At 49.0% G+C, this 17,277-nt stretch carries 19 protein-coding genes; 4 read left to right on the top strand and 15 right to left on the bottom strand.

The window, feature by feature from the left end:
- Positions 1-14: 14 nt before the first annotated feature.
- The 12 genes from recJ to ffh all read right to left on the bottom strand — a co-directional run bounded on the left by recJ (position 15) and on the right by ffh (position 11,819).
- Positions 15-1,748 carry a single-stranded-DNA-specific exonuclease RecJ gene (gene recJ / locus Q4488_RS07645; RefSeq protein WP_303579883.1) on the bottom strand — a complete coding sequence of 578 codons (1,734 nt, stop codon included), beginning with the start codon at positions 1,746-1,748 and terminating at the stop codon, positions 15-17.
- On the bottom strand, positions 1,741-2,547 hold the full coding sequence (locus Q4488_RS07640; protein ID WP_303579882.1) for a YdcF family protein: 807 nt from the start codon (positions 2,545-2,547) through the stop codon (positions 1,741-1,743). Before Q4488_RS07640 ends, recJ begins: the two co-directional genes overlap by 8 nt.
- A 72-nt stretch (positions 2,548-2,619) precedes the next feature.
- On the bottom strand, positions 2,620-4,014 hold the full coding sequence (gene thrC / locus Q4488_RS07635; protein ID WP_303579881.1) for a threonine synthase: 1,395 nt from the start codon (positions 4,012-4,014) through the stop codon (positions 2,620-2,622).
- Positions 4,015-4,042: 28 nt separating this feature from the next.
- Positions 4,043-5,338 (bottom strand): homoserine dehydrogenase, encoded by a 1,296-nt coding sequence (locus Q4488_RS07630; protein ID WP_303579880.1) that lies wholly within the window; start codon positions 5,336-5,338, stop codon positions 4,043-4,045.
- 213 nt (positions 5,339-5,551) lie between these two features.
- Positions 5,552-6,295, bottom strand: a complete 744-nt coding sequence (locus Q4488_RS07625) for a thioredoxin fold domain-containing protein (protein ID WP_303579879.1) — start codon at positions 6,293-6,295, stop codon at positions 5,552-5,554.
- A 277-nt stretch (positions 6,296-6,572) separates the two neighbouring features.
- Positions 6,573-7,526 (bottom strand): site-specific tyrosine recombinase XerD, encoded by a 954-nt coding sequence (xerD, locus tag Q4488_RS07620; protein ID WP_303579878.1) that lies wholly within the window; start codon positions 7,524-7,526, stop codon positions 6,573-6,575.
- Between the two features lie 29 nt (positions 7,527-7,555).
- Positions 7,556-7,954 carry a hypothetical protein gene (locus Q4488_RS07615; RefSeq protein ID WP_303579877.1) on the bottom strand — a complete coding sequence of 133 codons (399 nt, stop codon included), beginning with the start codon at positions 7,952-7,954 and terminating at the stop codon, positions 7,556-7,558.
- A gap of 176 nt (positions 7,955-8,130) precedes the next feature.
- Positions 8,131-8,490, bottom strand: coding sequence for a 50S ribosomal protein L19 (gene rplS, locus Q4488_RS07610; protein WP_215950319.1), 360 nt, complete (start codon positions 8,488-8,490; stop codon positions 8,131-8,133).
- 16 nt (positions 8,491-8,506) lie between these two features.
- Positions 8,507-9,256: a tRNA (guanosine(37)-N1)-methyltransferase TrmD gene (trmD, locus tag Q4488_RS07605; protein ID WP_303579876.1), complete on the bottom strand. Its 750-nt coding sequence runs from the start codon at positions 9,254-9,256 to the stop codon at positions 8,507-8,509.
- 3 nt (positions 9,257-9,259) lie between these two features.
- On the bottom strand, positions 9,260-9,793 hold the full coding sequence (gene rimM, locus Q4488_RS07600; RefSeq protein ID WP_303579875.1) for a ribosome maturation factor RimM: 534 nt from the start codon (positions 9,791-9,793) through the stop codon (positions 9,260-9,262).
- Positions 9,794-9,824: 31 nt separating this feature from the next.
- Positions 9,825-10,064: a 30S ribosomal protein S16 gene (gene rpsP / locus Q4488_RS07595; RefSeq protein ID WP_303579874.1), complete on the bottom strand. Its 240-nt coding sequence runs from the start codon at positions 10,062-10,064 to the stop codon at positions 9,825-9,827.
- A gap of 354 nt (positions 10,065-10,418) precedes the next feature.
- On the bottom strand, positions 10,419-11,819 hold the full coding sequence (gene ffh, locus Q4488_RS07590) for a signal recognition particle protein (RefSeq protein ID WP_303579873.1): 1,401 nt from the start codon (positions 11,817-11,819) through the stop codon (positions 10,419-10,421).
- Between the two features lie 259 nt (positions 11,820-12,078).
- Here ffh and ccsA point away from each other — a divergent pair, with 259 nt between their 5' ends.
- A complete protein-coding gene (ccsA, locus tag Q4488_RS07585) occupies positions 12,079-12,864 on the top strand; it encodes an inner membrane protein YpjD (RefSeq protein WP_303579872.1) in 786 nt (261 codons plus the stop codon).
- A 105-nt stretch (positions 12,865-12,969) separates the two neighbouring features.
- Entirely contained in the window at positions 12,970-14,250 is a 1,281-nt protein-coding gene (locus tag Q4488_RS07580; protein ID WP_303579871.1) for an HlyC/CorC family transporter, read from the top strand.
- Positions 14,251-14,256: 6 nt separating this feature from the next.
- Here Q4488_RS07580 and Q4488_RS07575 read toward each other — a convergent pair whose 3' ends face one another.
- Genes Q4488_RS07575 through Q4488_RS07565 form a run of 3 tightly spaced genes read right to left on the bottom strand, consistent with a single transcriptional unit; the run spans position 14,257 to position 15,412 of the window.
- Positions 14,257-14,562 carry an MTH1187 family thiamine-binding protein gene (locus tag Q4488_RS07575; protein ID WP_303579870.1) on the bottom strand — a complete coding sequence of 102 codons (306 nt, stop codon included), beginning with the start codon at positions 14,560-14,562 and terminating at the stop codon, positions 14,257-14,259.
- A gap of 13 nt (positions 14,563-14,575) precedes the next feature.
- Entirely contained in the window at positions 14,576-14,770 is a 195-nt protein-coding gene (locus tag Q4488_RS07570; RefSeq protein WP_303579869.1) for a DUF1289 domain-containing protein, read from the bottom strand.
- A 48-nt stretch (positions 14,771-14,818) separates the two neighbouring features.
- Positions 14,819-15,412, bottom strand: a complete 594-nt coding sequence (locus Q4488_RS07565) for a CoA pyrophosphatase (protein ID WP_303579868.1) — start codon at positions 15,410-15,412, stop codon at positions 14,819-14,821.
- Between the two features lie 326 nt (positions 15,413-15,738).
- Here Q4488_RS07565 and Q4488_RS07560 point away from each other — a divergent pair, with 326 nt between their 5' ends.
- Both Q4488_RS07560 and Q4488_RS07555 read left to right on the top strand, forming a co-directional pair.
- Positions 15,739-16,296 carry an NUDIX hydrolase gene (locus tag Q4488_RS07560; protein ID WP_303579867.1) on the top strand — a complete coding sequence of 186 codons (558 nt, stop codon included), beginning with the start codon at positions 15,739-15,741 and terminating at the stop codon, positions 16,294-16,296.
- A 249-nt stretch (positions 16,297-16,545) separates the two neighbouring features.
- Entirely contained in the window at positions 16,546-17,154 is a 609-nt protein-coding gene (locus Q4488_RS07555; protein ID WP_303579866.1) for a MarC family protein, read from the top strand.
- Positions 17,155-17,277 lie beyond the last annotated feature (123 nt).

Genomic DNA, 17,277 nt, shown 5'->3' with positions numbered 1-17,277 from the left:
AAAAAATAGCTACCTCACAGTGGTAGCAGGTGATCAATCATTAATTGCAGGCTACGCTGCCCGCGAAACTCATTAACATCCAACCGATAAACGGCATGTACTCGTTGCACGCTATCATTCGGCCAGACATCCAGATCCGCATTAAAGTGAATAGCATCGATCGCCATACCACTTTCTGGTTCCATCAGCACTAATTTTAGATGACGCTGCCCTACGATACGTTGCTGCAACAGGGAAAATTCACCATCAAACAAAGGCTCTGGGAACTGATGCCCCCAGGGCCCTGCCTCCCGCAACTGTTCGGCCATCTCCATGGTGAGTTCAGCCGAGGATAAGCCACCATCGGTCAACACCGCATGCTGCAGTTGCTCGGCACTCAGATGACGGCGCACTTCAGCATCAAAAGCTTGCTGAAATAAACCCAGATTTTCAGCCGCAATCGTCATGCCTGCGGCCATCGCATGGCCGCCGAACTTTTTCAACAAGCTCGGGTGCTTGGCCGCCACCGCGTCCAAACCATCCCGAATATGAAAGCCATTCACCGAGCGCGCCGAGCCTTTCAGTTCGCCTTTATCGCCGGTAGCAAACGCGACCACCGGACGATTAAGTTTCTCTTTAATACGCGAGGCGAGAATACCGATCACGCCCTGATGCCAATCACCATCATAGAGACATAAACCAAACGGTAACTCACCTTCGGCATCCAGCTCCAACTCATCAAGCAGCGCATTTGCCTGCTGCTGCATCTCTTGCTCTATCCCCCGACGCTCCTGATTCAAGCTATCGAGCTGTAAGGCCAATTGCTGTGCCCGCTCAGGATTATTGGTGAGCAGGCACTCAATGCCGATCGACATATCATCTAAACGTCCGGCGGCATTCAATCGCGGACCCAATGCAAATCCTAGATCGGTTGCCGTTAGGCGACGGCGTTGCCGACCGCTAATATCGATCAAAGCGATCAAACCTGGTCGCGCCTTACCCGAACGAATCCGCTGTAATCCTTGATACACCAAGGTGCGGTTATTCTGTTCTAACGGCACCACATCGGCGACCGTGCCTAGAGCCACGAGATCCAACAGCGCGGCCAAATTAGGCCTCGGTAGTCCCCGCGCCTCAAACCAGTTCTGCTCCTCCAGCGAACGACGCAGGGCGGTCATCACATAAAAAATAACGCCCACACCGCAGGTCGATTTTTCACTAAAGGGACAATCCGGCTGATTGGGATTGACGATGGCACAAGCTGCCGGCAACGCCTCACCGGGCAGGTGATGATCGGTGACAACGACATCGATACCCAGACTATTCGCCCTAGCCACCCCGGCAACACTGGAGATGCCATTATCGACCGTGATAATCAGGTCGGGCTGCAAGGCAGCGGCCACATCGACAATCTCAGGGCTTAGCCCATAACCATACTCAAACCGGTTCGGCACCAAATACGTCACGCGGCTTGCGCCCATCATTCCCAGCCCGAGCATACCAACCGCCGTACTGGTGGCGCCATCGCAATCAAAATCACCGACAATCAAAATCTGTTGATCTTGCTCTAATGCCACGATTAAACGCTTAACCGCCTCTGCCAGCCCCAACATATCCCGACCCGTTTGTAGCTGCTGTAGGCTTCGCCCTAAAGCATCAAGATCATCGAGTCCGCGGCTGGCATAAATACGCGCCAATAATGGTGTAACCTGACTGAAAATTTTGCCTTGAGAACCTGACTCACGGCGCCGAATGGTGATATCACTCATGTTGGCTCATATCCAAATTGGCTGCTGGAAATAATGTATCGGTTTTATCCGTCATGTAGTATGCCGCTAGGCCAATCCATTCACGCACGCCGATTGAGAGTTCGTAAAGATTACGGCCTAAATCCGCTCGCCAACTGCTCAAAGCGATAGCGCGAGAATAATAGTCCACGGGATAAGGCGTAATATGCCATCCCTGCTGCCTAAAGACGCCGACGGAGCGCGGCATATGAAACGCTGATGTCACCAGCAACCAGCCGCGCGGGTCCGCCGCATCGATCCCCGTAGGGATCGCATCTTGACTATAGATCGCGTTTTCAAAGGTATTGCGTGAGTCTCGCTCAAATATGACTCGCTGTTCGAGCTGCAGTGACTTAAGCCAAGTACGCTGCACATCAGCACCACGAAACTCCGGCTTCAGCACGGTACCCGAGCCCCCCGTGAGAATAACCGGAGCCTCGGGATAACGCTGCAATAACGATAACATAGCCATATCCCGCTCGGCGGCCATATTGAACTGTGGCTGTTGCCAAAGATGGCTCAACTCGGCCTCTTCAGCGCCCCCCAACACCACAATACCGGCAATCTCTTGCGGCATTGTCGCCGGAGAAAAACGTTTTTCCAGTGGCTGCAATAGCACATCGCCAACCGGATACAAGGTAATCAGCAACAAACACACCGCCACCAGAGAGCTGAGCGTACGCCAGCCTTTCAATAACCCGATCAGTAATAATATGACCAGCAGATTTCCCGGATTCGCTAACACCCAAAAACCTTTCGATAATAGAAAAAACAGGTCCATGCGTGTTATCCCCAATAAAAAGCCCGTTAAGGTCAGAGACTCTAACGGGCTATTATCAAAGCATCAAGTCAATTAGTCGCTATGAACATGCTCGGCGACAAACTGCTGCACAGTTGACAGCTGATTGTTCAACACCGTGAACTGTTCTTCGCGTTCAAATAGATCGGCCATATGCGCTGGCAATTGAGGTGATTCAAGCCCCGCCTTCAACACCGCTTCGGGGAATTTAACCGGATGAGCGGTTGCCAGCACAATCATTGGCACACTCGCATCACGCTTACATTGACGCGCGGCAACCACACCGATAGCCGTATGTGGATCGAGCAGATAACCGGTTTCGTCGGCTACTGTGGCGATCATGTTGCAGGTTGTTTCATCGTCACAAGCAAAGCTATCAAACAGCTCACGAACACTTTCCCAACGCGCTTGATCAAGCTGTACTGGCTGAGTTTTAAACTTAGCCATCAGCTCGCTAATCGCCTGACCATCACGACCATAGACATCAAACAATAAGCGCTCGAAGTTAGATGACACCATGATATCCATTGATGGCGACAGGGTATGCACAAGCTCACCCTTGCTCATATCATTACCGGAAATCACTCGATGCAGGATATCGTTTTTGTTGGTTGCCACCACCAGCTGACTGATCGGCAAGCCCATCTGTTTCGCCAAGTAACCGGCGAAAATATCACCGAAATTACCGGTTGGCACAGAGAACGCAACCTCGCGATGCGGACCACCGACAGCCAACGATGCCGAGAAGTAATACACGATCTGGGACATAATACGCGCCCAGTTGATCGAATTAACGGCGCCCAGCTTACGACCACCCAGAAAACGCTGATCGGCAAAACTATCTTTCACCATCTCCTGACAGTCATCGAAGTTACCTTCGAGGGCAATATTGAACACATTATCTTCAATAATAGTGGTCATCTGTTTGCGTTGAACTTCAGACACACGGTTATGCGGATGGAGAATAAAGATATCCAGATGTTCGCTGTGACGGCAACCTTCAATCGCCGCCGAACCGGTATCACCGGAAGTCGCGCCCATGATAACCAGACGCTCCTGACGCTTCGTCAGGGCATAATCCATTAACCGCCCGAGTAACTGTAACGCAAAATCTTTAAATGCGAGCGTCGGCCCATGAAACAGTTCTAGCACCCACTCATTGGTGCCTAGCTCTTTCAATGGTGCAACCGCCGTATGATTAAAGCCGGCATAAGTGTCATCGATCATCTGCTTGAGATCGGCATCGGCAACACAATCACCGACAAACGGCTGAATGATTTTATAGGCTAATTCACTATAGGATAGGCCCGCCCAAGAAGCGATCTCTGCTTGACTAAAGGTCGGTAGCGTTTCCGGCACATACAAACCACCATCGCTAGCCAAACCGGCCAACAAGACTTCTTCAAAATTCAGCGCAGGGGCCTGACCCCGGGTAGAGATATATTTCACGATCTAAATTCCTACGTTTGCGGTTGCCTTACAGATGCTCAACGCGAATACGCGTTATCGCTTCATTCACGTCAGCCAACGCTTCAATCTTGGCAATCGCTGCGTTCATTAATTTTTCCTTCACATCCTGCGTCAGGATAATGACAGGCACCTGTTGCTGATGCGTCTCTTTCTGCACAATCGCGTTAATGCTGATTTCAGATTCACTCAGGATAGCGGCAATTTTGGCCAGCACCCCAGGACGCTCATTAACCGTTAGGCGTAAATAATAGCCACTGACAATTTCATCAACCGCCGAGATTGGCATCTCTGACAGACTGCCTGGTTGGAAAGCCAAATGCGGCACTCGGTTATCACGATCGGCGGTTAGCATTCTAACCACATCAACAATATCAGCGATCACCGCAGAGGCCGTCGGCTCGGCACCGGCACCGGCACCGTAATACATCGTCTGCCCGACTGCATCACCATCCACCAGCACGGCGTTCATGACACCATGCACACTGGCCAGCAAGGCTTTTTCAGGAATCATGGTAGGGTGTACTCGTAGCTCGATACCGTTTTCGGTACGTCGGCTGATACCCAAGTGCTTAATACGGTAACCCAGCTCTTCGGCATACTCGACATCGGCAGCGGTAATATTGCTGATGCCTTCGGTATACGCTTTATCGAACTGTAACGGAACACCAAACGCGATCGATGCCAAGATCGTCAGTTTATGTGCCGCATCAATGCCTTCAACATCAAAGGTTGGATCGGCTTCGGCATAACCGAGGGCCTGCGCTTCGCTTAGCACATCCGCAAAGTCACGCCCTTTATCTCGCATTTCTGTCAAGATAAAGTTCCCAGTGCCATTGATAATCCCAGCTAACCAGTTGATCTGATTACCGGACAGGCCTTCACGAATCGCCTTGATGACAGGAATACCACCGGCAACCGATGCTTCAAATGCCACCATGACATTTTTTTTCTGTGCCGCCTCGAAAATTTCATTACCATGCACCGCGATCAGCGCTTTATTCGCCGTCACGACATGCTTACCATTTTCGATAGCCGTCATCACCAGCTCAAGAGCCGTCTCATAGCCACCAATCAACTCAACAATAATATCGATTTCAGGGTTGCGGGCAATCTCAAAAATATCCGCTGTAATATGGGTACCCCGAGTGTCACAATCAGGATTTTCACGACGGGCGCCAATCGCTTCTACAACGATGTTACGACCCGCACGACGGGCGATCTCTTCTGCGTTACGTTTCAGTACATTAAACGTACCACCACCAACGGTGCCAAGACCACAGATACCAACTTTTACAGGTTTCAAACCATTACCTCACGCTATTACTGGGCTATTCGAGCGACAGACTTTTCTGCGGTTAAAAATAGTGCCACATTATAGCGAAAACCATCTCTAAGCTCTATGCAGCGACTCAACTCGATTGAAAAAATCCCCGAAACAATAACCCCAACATAAAAAAGAGAGCCCTTGGCTCCCTTAAAGTTCACAAAATGCTGAATATGCGAATCAAACAAAGACTCAGTTAATCACACCGAGCCTTGTCGCCAACTGCTTCGCAGGCACATAACCCGGCACCAAAGAGCCGTCTTGCAGTACCAGCGCGGGAGTGCCCGTAACGCCCATCTGCTGCCCCAACTGATATTGACTCATCACGGGACTATCAGCACAACTCAACATCGGAATCGTCTCGCCGGCCTTAGCGCTATTCATCAAGCTCTGTTGATCAGCGGTCTCGGCGCACCAGATGGCATCCATCACTTGCTGCGTCTTAGAGCCAGCTCCGGCACGCGGAAAAGCCAGATAACGCACCTCAATACCATAACCCGTCAACTGCTCAACCTCACCATGTAACTTGCGGCAATAAAAACAATCGGTATCCGTAAATACAGTCACATGCGCCTTGGTTTCGCCTTGAGCGGGATAAACAACCATATCTGCAGAGCTAATCGTTTCAAGCTGCTTGAGTCGGCCGGCTTTCTTTGCCTCTTCGGTCAAGTTGAGCAACTGACCATCGGCCTGCACCTGATAAACTTCACCGACAATAAAGTGACTACCCGTCTCATTAACATAAAGGGTTTCACCACTCGCCAATGTCACCTCATAAAGCCCAGGAAATGATGCATCAGCAACGGCAACGATAGGTACCTGACTGTTCAAGGCACTCAATGAGGCACGAATAGCCGCCTCTTTGATGTCATCGGCTGCCGATACATTGACACTCAATAGAGCGATGGTCATCAGGGTGAAAAATATTTTTTGCATAGTTTCCTCTATGATCGAGACAGCTTCAGACACTGAAGCCAGAAAGTTTTCATTTAACCTATCGCACGATGGCATTCACAGCTTAATCTGCTGAACTATTGATAACGGCGATGTCTTAATGGCGATTAGCCATGAACGCGGATGACGGGCCAACCGAGCCCAGCCAGACAACAAATAACCTTTAGAGCCCATCAAGCCTACTCCTAAGACGCTAATAAAGCAGCTTAGTTTCCAGCCTAAGCAGAAAAACTGAAAACAACCTGAAAATAAATATAAATCAGCCCCGAGGATGATGCTGTTTATGCAGCGATTGCAACCGATGACGAGCCACATGCGTATAAATCTGTGTTGTTGATAGATCGCTATGACCTAACAGCAACTGCACAACCCGCAAGTCGGCACCATGATTCAATAGATGAGTGGCGAAGGCATGTCGTAATACATGAGGCGAAGGCAGTTGTTCGATGCCCGCGGTCAAACCATGACGCTTGATGCGATGCCAAAAGGTTTGTCGCGTCATCTGCTGACCTCGACGACTAGGAAAGACCACCTCATTTTCGTCATCTTGAATCAGCACTAGCCGCGCTTCCTTAAGATAACGCATCAACCAATCCGCCGCCTCATCACCTAAAGGCACCAAGCGCTCCTTATCACCCTTACCCACCACACGAATAACGCCTTGTCGCACGTTAATTTGCGATAACTGCAAACCGATCAGTTCACTCACACGTAAGCCGGATGCATACAGCATTTCAAGCATCGCTCGATCGCGAAAGCCAAGCGCATCGTGCGTATCCGGCGCCTGTAATAACGCCTCGACATCCGCCTCACTCAAACTCTTCGGCAGTGGCCGACTTCGCTTCGGGCTATCAATTTGCAGCGTCGGGTCTTCACTTAAGATCCCCTCCCTTAACAGATAACGATAGAAACCGCGTAAACAAGAGAGTAACCGAGCCGTAGAACTGGCTTTCATTCGCTGCCTCACTCGCCAATGCAGGTAATTCAACAAGTCAGTACGTGCCGCTTTCAAGAGGCCAGCATCATTGCCATTTAACCAGCAGGCATAGATGGATAAATCGCGACGATAAGCGTTAAGTGTATTTTTACTTAGCCCTTTTTCCAGCCACTGTGCATCAACATACGACTCTATCAATTGCGCATCGTCAAGGGAGGGGTGTTCTGCCGTCAGCCTTCCATCGACCGAGGGGGCGTTAATCAATAACTCGCTCATCTCTCAGTTGATATCCTTTATGCAACCGTTTACCGCAATACTTTCAGCTTAGACAGCTTGGTTTTATTAATGGGATAGCTCGCACTACCCTGACCTACATGCTCATCAACATACAGCATGTTACCTTGCACCTTACGTAACACACCTTCAACTTTACGACCAAAATAGGTTTCTAATTTTATCCAGCTACCCACATACTGCTCAATCTCTTCATGACTGATCGACTCGTAGCGCTTTTCATAAATCGTTGGATCGACCTCATTACCACGCACGGCACGACGGATCGCTTCACGCGTTGCTTTACGCTGCAACTCTGCCTCTGAGAGACCCGCTTCAGGCCCCTGACTTATCTCGCTACCGTTACCCGCATAGGCTGCGACAACGATCAGCAGTAACACAGAGCCTAGTCCGATCGATAGTCTCTTCAAAACATCAACCCAAAACGATAATCTAGTTTACATCTCGGCAATAGTTGCAACCTCAGCAATATGAGAATATACGCATTATACGTTATTCATATTACTGTGAGTTCAGCGTCTACGCGAACCTGAAACGCAAAAAAGGCGACCGAAGCCGCCTTTTTATAGGTAAACTGAACCAATAATTACTTAGCCAGTTTCTCTTTAATACGTGCAGACTTACCGCTACGCTCACGCAAGTAGTACAGTTTAGCCTGACGTACATCACCGCGACGCTTAACTTCGATGCTATCGACAGTTGATGCAAATGTTTGGAAAGTACGCTCAACACCAACACCGTGAGAGATTTTACGTACAGTGAACGCAGAGTTAACGCCACGGTTACGCTTACCGATCACAACGCCTTCAAACGCCTGCAGACGCTGACGGGTGCCTTCAACTACTTTTACCTGAACAACAACGGTATCACCCGGTGCAAATTCTGGCACTTCTTTATTCATCTGTTCAGCTTCGATCTGCTGAATGATAGAGTTTTTGCTGCTCATCGCTCGCTCCTAAATACTAGCCCTGAGACGCCTCGGTCTCACGGATAAATTCATTTAACAATGTTTGCTGCTCTTTGTTTAACTCAAGATCTTGCAACAGTTCAGGACGCCTTTTCCAGGTTCGCCCCAGCTGCTGCTTCAAACGCCAGCGTCTGATCGATTCATGGTTTCCGCTAAGCAACACATCAGGTACGGACATATCGTCGAGTTTTTCCGGTCGGGTATAGTGCGGACAGTCTAGCAATCCGTCACTAAAGGAGTCTTCAGTCGCTGAATCCTGATGGCCAAGCACACCGGGAACCAAACGCGATACCGCATCGACCATCACCATCGCTGGTAATTCGCCACCACTGAGCACAAAATCACCCAACGACCACTCTTCATCGATTTCAGTTTCAACTAGACGCTCATCAATACCTTCGTAGCGTCCCGCAACCAAAATTAACCGCTCTTCAGCTGCTAACTCCTGCACCCCAGCATGATCCAGTCGGCGCCCCTGCGGGGAAAGGTAGATCACTCTAGCCTGACCACCGGCAGTTTTTTTCGCTGCTTGAATCGCATCTCGCAGCGGCTGCACCTTCATCAACATACCGGGACCTCCGCCATAAGGACGGTCATCCACCGTACGGTGTTTATCCTGTGTAAACTCTCTTGGATTCCAACACTGCAGATCCAACAAGCCGTTTCGCACAGCCCTTCCGGTGACGCCATGACGGGTGACCGCCTCGAACATCTCAGGAAAGAGAGTAATTACACCGATCCACACCGGTTAAAACTCCGGATCCCAGTCGACCCGAATCGTACCTTCTTCAAGGTTTATCTCTTTAATCACCTGATCAGGCAGATAGGGAATCAATCGCTCGCGGCGATCAATACTGTCTGCGTTACCTTTTACGACCAACACGTCGTTAGATCCGGTAGCGATCAGATGACTGACGTTACCCAGCTTGTCACCGGACTCAGTCAATACACTAAGCTTTTCCAACTGACTCCAATAGAAATCACCCTCTTCCAATTCAGGAAGCTGGCTTGTCTCTATCGCAATATCGACGCCACAATACTGTTTCGCAATATCTCGATCATCGACACCCGTCAGTTTTGCGACCAGCCCCTTGCCATGCTTTTTACCATCCGAAATTTTGAACGGTAACCACTGACCATTAATGTTCAGTAGCCATGGCGAGTAATCGAGGATGCTCTCCATCGGCTCGGTATGGGAATAAACCTTAACCCATCCCTTAACACCATAAAGTGTGGTGATGCGCCCGACGGTTGTTATATCTTCAGACGTATAGCCACTCATCACTCAAACCCGACTGATTGCTTCAATATGCTTACTTAGCTTCTTTTAGGAGCTTGGCTACACGATCAGACAGTTGCGCGCCTTTAGCTACCCAGTACTCGATACGTTCTTGGTTGATACGTAGAGTCTCTTCCTGACCTTTAGCCAGTGGGTTGAAGAAGCCAACACGCTCAATAAAACGACCGTCACGCGGATTACGAGAATCAGCCACAGTCAGGTGATAGAATGGACGCTTTTTAGCGCCGCTACGAGCTAGACGAATAGTTACCATGCGTTAGGTCCCTTTATTAAGTGAGTTTTGATATCGCTCACAGTTTACAGATAACAGCCTCATTCCGATTTTCAGAAAACCGACGCAGACTGCACCCATTTAAAAAACAGGCCGGCATATTACGTGAATTTGCCGGCCCTGTGAAGCTTTTTGATTATAAAATAAACATCCGAGAGAAGACGGGTTACATCCGTGGAAAACCACCCGGGCCGCCGGGCCCACCCATACCGCCTGGCATCATACCTTTCATGCCACGCATCATTTTCGCCATACCGCCTTTTGATGAGCAAAGCACTTATAGAGAGGTCATCATCTTGACCATCGGCTTATGCGTACAGCACTAGGCTAAAACAATTACATCCGTGGAAAACCACCCGGGCCGCCGGGCCCACCCATACCACCTGGCATCATGCCTTTCATACCACGCATCATTTTCGCCATACCGCCTTTTGATGAGAACTTCTTCATCATCTTGGCCATCTGCTTATGCTGTTTCAGTAGACGGTTTACATCCTGAATCTGCGTTCCCGATCCCATCGCTATCCGTTTTTTACGCGAACCGGAAATAACATCGGGACGTTTACGTTCATGAGGGGTCATCGAATTAATGATTGATTCAAACTGTTTAAAGCCTTTCTCCGCGCCGGACAGATCAGCGCCCTGCATGGCTCCACCCATCTGTCCCATACCCGGCAGCTTATCCATCAGCGAGGCCATACCGCCCATATTGTTCATCTGCTGTAGCTGATCACGGAAATCTTCCAGATCGAAACCTTTACCTTTCTGAACTTTTTTCGCTAAGCGCTCAGCTTTATCTTTATCAACCTTCTGTTCGACTTCCTCGATCAGAGAGAGCACATCCCCCATGCCGAGGATTCTTGAGGCGATACGATCAGGGTGGAACGGCTCAAGGGCATCAACTTTCTCACCCACACCGAGGAACTTAATCGGCTTACCGGTGATATGACGGACAGAGAGCGCCGCACCACCGCGAGCATCACCATCAGTTTTGGTCAGAATCACACCAGTCAGCGGCAAGACATCATTGAATGCCTTCGCCGTATTGGCCGCATCCTGACCGGTCATTGCATCAACGACAAACAATGTTTCTACCGGCTTAACCGCGGCATGCAACGCTTTGATCTCGTCCATCATGTCATTATCGACATGTAAACGCCCCGCGGTATCGACGATCAGAACATCGAAGTGCTTAATTTTGGCATGATGAATTGCCGCATTAACGATATCAATCGGCTTTTGCTGAATATCCGATGGAAAGAAATCCACCTCCACTTCAGCGGCCAAGGTTTCCAACTGTTTGATCGCCGCCGGACGATAAACGTCAGCCGAGACCACCAGCACTTTCTTCTTTTCCCGTTCCCGCAGAAAGCGCGACAACTTGGCCACCGAGGTGGTTTTACCCGCCCCCTGAAGGCCCGCCATCATCACGACTGCCGGTGGTTGAGCAGCAAGGTTGAGGCCTTCATTGGCCTCACCCATCACTTTTTCGAGTTCCTGCTGAACTATTTTTACAAAGACCTGCCCTGGGCTCAGGCTCTTACTAACCTCGGTGCCAACGGCTCGCTCTTTTACGTTGTTAATAAATGCTTTAACAACCGGCAATGCTACGTCGGCTTCCAGCAATGCCATCCGCACTTCACGCAGTGTGCCTTGAATATTGTCTTCGGTCAGTTTTGCCTGGCCCGTCACCGCCTTCAGCGTTTTCGCTAGACGATCCGTCAGATTCTCAAACATAGTTACGCCTTGAGGTGTTAAATCCGCTACTGTTTATGCCAGAGCTAGCTTCTGTGCTGCTCTGTGACAGTAAAATAAAGTGAACCATTATACAGCAGCCGCGCCCTTTAGGAACCTGATAATCGCGCAGCATCGACTATTAAGTAACCAACGACTTTATTAGATAGGCTAAATCACTACGCATCAATATTTCATCACACTCATATTTATGACACACTTAGCGCCTGCAAACTCTATGGAACTGACGAGCTAACCGCTGATGCAAACTCTGCCCGCAATTATCGCTATTACCTGTTACCTGATCGCTACTGTACTACAATGGCAGAACGTAAGCGGACGCACGATCAACCACCTTATTGTGCGTTTGATTGGCTTGATTGCGGTTATCTCTCACGGCTATGCATCCTATCTTGATTTACATCGCCCGAGCGGCATACATCTAGAGTTTTTTAGCGCCGGCTCACTGATCGGCTGGCTGGTTGCCGGATTGGTGTTACTCAGCTCTCTGCGGCAAAAGATCGACAATTTATTCATCGGTATCTTTCCCCTCGCCGCCATCACCTTGTTCTTCACATTATTCGGCTTAGATGACTCGATCGGTCGACACTATGATGCCGGTTTAATTATCCACATTCTTATTTCCATCTTGGCTTATAGCATCTTCACTTTGGCCGCCTTTCAAGCAGTCTTACTGGCTAAGCAGGAATATCAGCTAAAACACCACAAAACCAAAGGTTTGCTTCGCTCACTTCCACCACTACAAACGATGGAAGCGCTCCTATTTGAGATGATCTGGACCGGGCTAATCTTGCTGACCCTATCCCTCATCACCGGCGCCATTGTTTTTGATGACCTTTTTGCTCAGCACCTGGTTCACAAAACCATCCTTTCGATCTTCGCTTGGTTGCTTTACGCCTCCCTCTTAGTAGGCCGTCATCTACTGGGGTGGCGCAGCCATAAGGCGATACGCTGGACAGTAGGCGGTTTCATCGTACTGATGCTGTCATTCTTTGGCAGTAAATTTGTCGTCGAACAGCTGTTATAACGCGTTTTAATTCACAGAAAAGCCTCTTGAAACGGCCCTATGCTTGACAGTTTCGGGGGTTAAACAGACAATGGCTTTCCTACTAGCAAGCAAAGGTTTACCGTCTTGGAAGGCGCATCGATTGAGTCCCTTGTGGGACTGCTTTTTTTTCTGATCCTCTGTTCAGCTTTTTTCTCAAGCTCTGAAACAGGCATGATGTCACTCAACCGTTATCGGTTACGACACCTGGTTAAGAACCGGCACAGAGGAGCCATCAAGGCCAATAAACTGCTGAAACGCCCCGATCGACTGATCGGCGTCATTCTTATCGGCAACAATTTCGTTAATATCCTTGCCTCGGCTATCGCCACGATTATCGCGGTTAAAATCTGGGGCGAAAGCGGTATATTTATCGCCACGGCGGCGCTCACATTAGTGATTCTAATTTTTGCCGAAGTCTCGCCAAAAACCGTGGCAGCACTGCACCCTGAAAAAATCGCTTTTCCGGCGGCCTACGTGCTACATCCACTGTTAAAACTGCTGTACCCATTAGTATGGATGGTGAACCTGATCACCAATAACCTGCTCAAGCTATTGGGTATAAAGGTGACTAGCGGTGAGAACCATCACCTCAGCACAGAAGAGCTACGCACCTTAGTCAACGAATCTGGTGCGGTGCTACAGCACCGTAATCAGTCGATGCTGCTGGGGGTATTGGAACTCGATGATGTCACCGTGAAAGATATCATGATCCCGCGTAACGAGGTCGGGGGGATCGATATGGATCATGATCTAGATGAGATTATTGATCAGCTTAGCAAAACCCCTCACACTCGGATGCCGGTTTATCGAGGCGAGCTAAACAAGGTCGTTGGCATTCTACATATGCGTAACTTGGCTCAGGTGTTCCGGCAAGAATCGGTTACCAAGGCCGCCATTTTGCAGGTTATCCATGAGCCGTACTTTGTACCAGAAAGCACACCGCTACAGACACAGCTATTAAACTTTCAACAGGAAAACCGGCGAATCGCGTTAGTCGTCGATGAATACGGCGATATCCAAGGTATTGTGACACTGGAAGATATCTTGGAAGAGATCGTCGGTGAAATGTCTCTTAATGGCAAAGAAGACAATCAAGATATCTACCCGCAGTCCGATGGTAGTTTCTTTATCGACGGCACGGCTAACATTCGAGATGTTAACAAATCACTCAACTGGAATCTGCCGACCGATGGCCCAAAAACCATCAACGGCTTGGTAATGGAGATTCTGGAAGCCATACCGGATGCCAATATCTGTATGTTGATCGGTAATTACCGTATCGAAACACTACAGGTTTGCGACAATCAGATAAAAACGATTCGCGCCATGACTCATGATAGCGAATACGAGGAGGAAGAGGAGTAACCCGCTCTATGACTCGATGAGCTTGCTCTTAACGCTATTGATCTTATCGTCAATCGTTTGCTCTCGATCGGTGCGAGTGCCGATACGCATACTACTGCTGATCCGCACCGCACCCAACTCATGCACAACCTCATGACAGCGCTTTACCGCCGCAAAGACCTCATCCCAGTCGCCCTCGATATTCGTGCCATAAGCGTGCATTTGATGTGACAAGCCCGCTGCCTGCAACACTCGTTGACAGGCGGTGACATAAACAGATACCGATGTACCCACCCCTAATGGAATAACACACAGATCAATCATTACTTGCATACTATCCTCACTACTAGACACACTTATCGTCCGCTTCCCGTTGACGAATTAACGTCAACACCGCTCTTTTTTGTTCATCATCTAAGACGCCCCACTCGGCGATTTCCATGCCACTGCGACGACAAGCAATACACAGATCCTTTTCATCAAGCGCGCAAACACCGATACAGGGAGAGTGGACGGGGCGAGACGTATTTTCGTTAGTCATATTTTACTTCTGTTCAATTGAGTCATTGCCGTACTCAACCACTAGGGCTTAAGCAATACGGTGTTCGGGTCGTACCTTCATCGGAATTTGCGCATCAAAAGCAACATTTAAAAGCTCGACCAGCATATAAGCCGTCAGCCCCCAAATAATATCTCCCTCATACTCATACGCTGGCACATAATGAGTCATCCCTCGAAAGCGGATTTTATCCGTATGATGACGACGGTCATCGAGAAAAAAACTCAGCGGCACTCGATGAATCCGATCTAACTCATCTAAATTAGGAATCAACTCCGTGTCTGCGGGAATCACGCCAACATAGGGCCTCACCTGAAGCTGATGTTTAGACAACACATCACCGAGTTGCCCCATAATATCAACATGGCCCGGCTGCAAGCCAACCTCCTCTTGCGCCTCACGCAAGGCGGTAAACAGTAAATCTGGATCAGTAGCATCCCGTTTACCGCCAGGAAAAGCGATCTCACCACTATGCGTGCTTAGGTGATCACAGCGACGGGTGAGAATAACCTCTGGGTCGTCCCCGTTATCGGTGAGTGCAATCAGTACACTGGCCTGTCGAGCATTCCCCTTAAGCGTTTTCGGCGTATGCCGCGTTATTTTTTGTTTTAGCTGATCAATCATGAGCTTTATTTTGAATCACTCCTTATTTACCATAATCACAACATCATACCGCTGGTAACAACGAAAGTTTAGCGTCGATAGCTAAAACGGCGCTCACTTCGCTGAATAAAGTGCTTAACCGTACTTACTTCGGCTTTTACTTAGCTCATCACCATCGTGCCATGTCGATCATCTCAGCTCGACTCAGCCAAAACACTAAAGGGCCGCTAAAAACAGCTTTTTAATCGAGAATATTTGAGCTCAGAGCCGCAATTGCATTACAGTTAAAACAGCAACGTGATACAACGCCATATCACTTTTGGATCGAGCATTTTGAAGGATAATCAATGAAGTATTGCAACTTATGCGGATCAACGGTCCGGTTTGAAATTCCCTCGGGCGATAACCGCCCACGCCATATCTGTAATCACTGCGGCGAAATTCACTATTCTAACCCTAAAATTATCGCCGGTTGCCTGCCGGTATACGAAGACAAAGTATTGCTCTGCAAGCGAGATATCGAACCGCGTATTGGCTTTTGGACCTTACCCGCAGGCTATATGGAAAATAGCGAATCAACTCGCGATGCGGCCTGCCGCGAAACCCTTGAAGAAGCCAATGCTCGAGTGAGTAACTTACAACTGTATACACTCACATCTATCGTGCCAGTCAGTCAGGTACAGATGCTCTATCTGGCACAATTAGACGACTTAAACTTCTCCGCAGGCGATGAAACCACCGATGTACAGCTATTTTCCGAAGCGGATATTCCGTGGGACGATCTAGCATTTCAAACCATCAAAAATGCGTTGACGTTTTATTTCCACGACAGGAAAACAGGTCACTTTCCATTACATCACGTCGACCTGACCATTCCAGCGGGTCAATATGTGGAAAAACCGTAGCCACGCCTGAGGCAGTCAATAACCGATTGTAAAGCCATACCGGCCTGACTCAGGCAGTTAAGTAGACAGTATAAATAAACAGGCAATACGTCTCAAGCTGACTAACATCGGACTCAGGTTAAAATAATGATATCCTGTCGTTGGCCTATAATATTGATTACAGGCCAACGAAAACCACGATAAATCACAGCCCACAAGGCCGTTTTTTACTTTGCGCTGCCTATCCTGTGCACATAATGAGAATCATCAATGACGCTGCTAATCACCACTTGGATTAAATTCTTTGTCCTGTTTGCACCCTTCTTTGTGGTGTCTATGTTCCTCTCCCTAACCCGAGGAGACACACCGGCCGAACGCCGTAGCACCGCGAATAAAGCTGTTTTCGCTGCAACGCTCGCCGCGCTGGTACTATTTTTCTTTGGCTCACCGCTGTTTGAGCTGCTCGGCATTACTATCGATTCATTCCGCATTGGCGCGGGTATTCTGCTGTTTCTGTCGGCCATCAGCTTAGTCAGAGAAGGGGTTCGCAGTAATGCGCAAGTGCCTGATACGATTCGCGAAGACACATCGGTTGTGCCATTAGCGATCCCCACCATTATCGGGCCCGCCACCATTGGTGCCATTCTCGTTTACGGCTCTGAGCTACACGGTATAGAGATGCTTTATGGTCTTTCCGGTATGTTTCTGGCACTCATTTCACTGCTATTACTACTGCATATTGCAAACCGATTAGAGCGCGTACTCGGCAAAACGGGTTTGAATATCCTCAGTAAGATCACCGGCCTCATTCTTGCTGCGATGGCATCCGAGATCGTCCTAACCGGTATCACCGGCTTTATGATGCGTATCGGTCACTGAGCGTTATTACAGCAATATCGCAGATCCCAGTGGTCACGGGGTCTGCGACCGTTACCCCACTGATACTCAAGCTTAATCCACAACTTTATCCACAGAATTTGTGACTAATATTCAGCGTTTTTA

The sequence above is a fragment of the Amphritea sp. 1_MG-2023 genome (genome assembly GCF_030547545.1).
GTDB lineage: Bacteria > Pseudomonadota > Gammaproteobacteria > Pseudomonadales > Balneatricaceae > Amphritea.
This window is presented reverse-complemented; position numbering and strand designations above follow the sequence as displayed.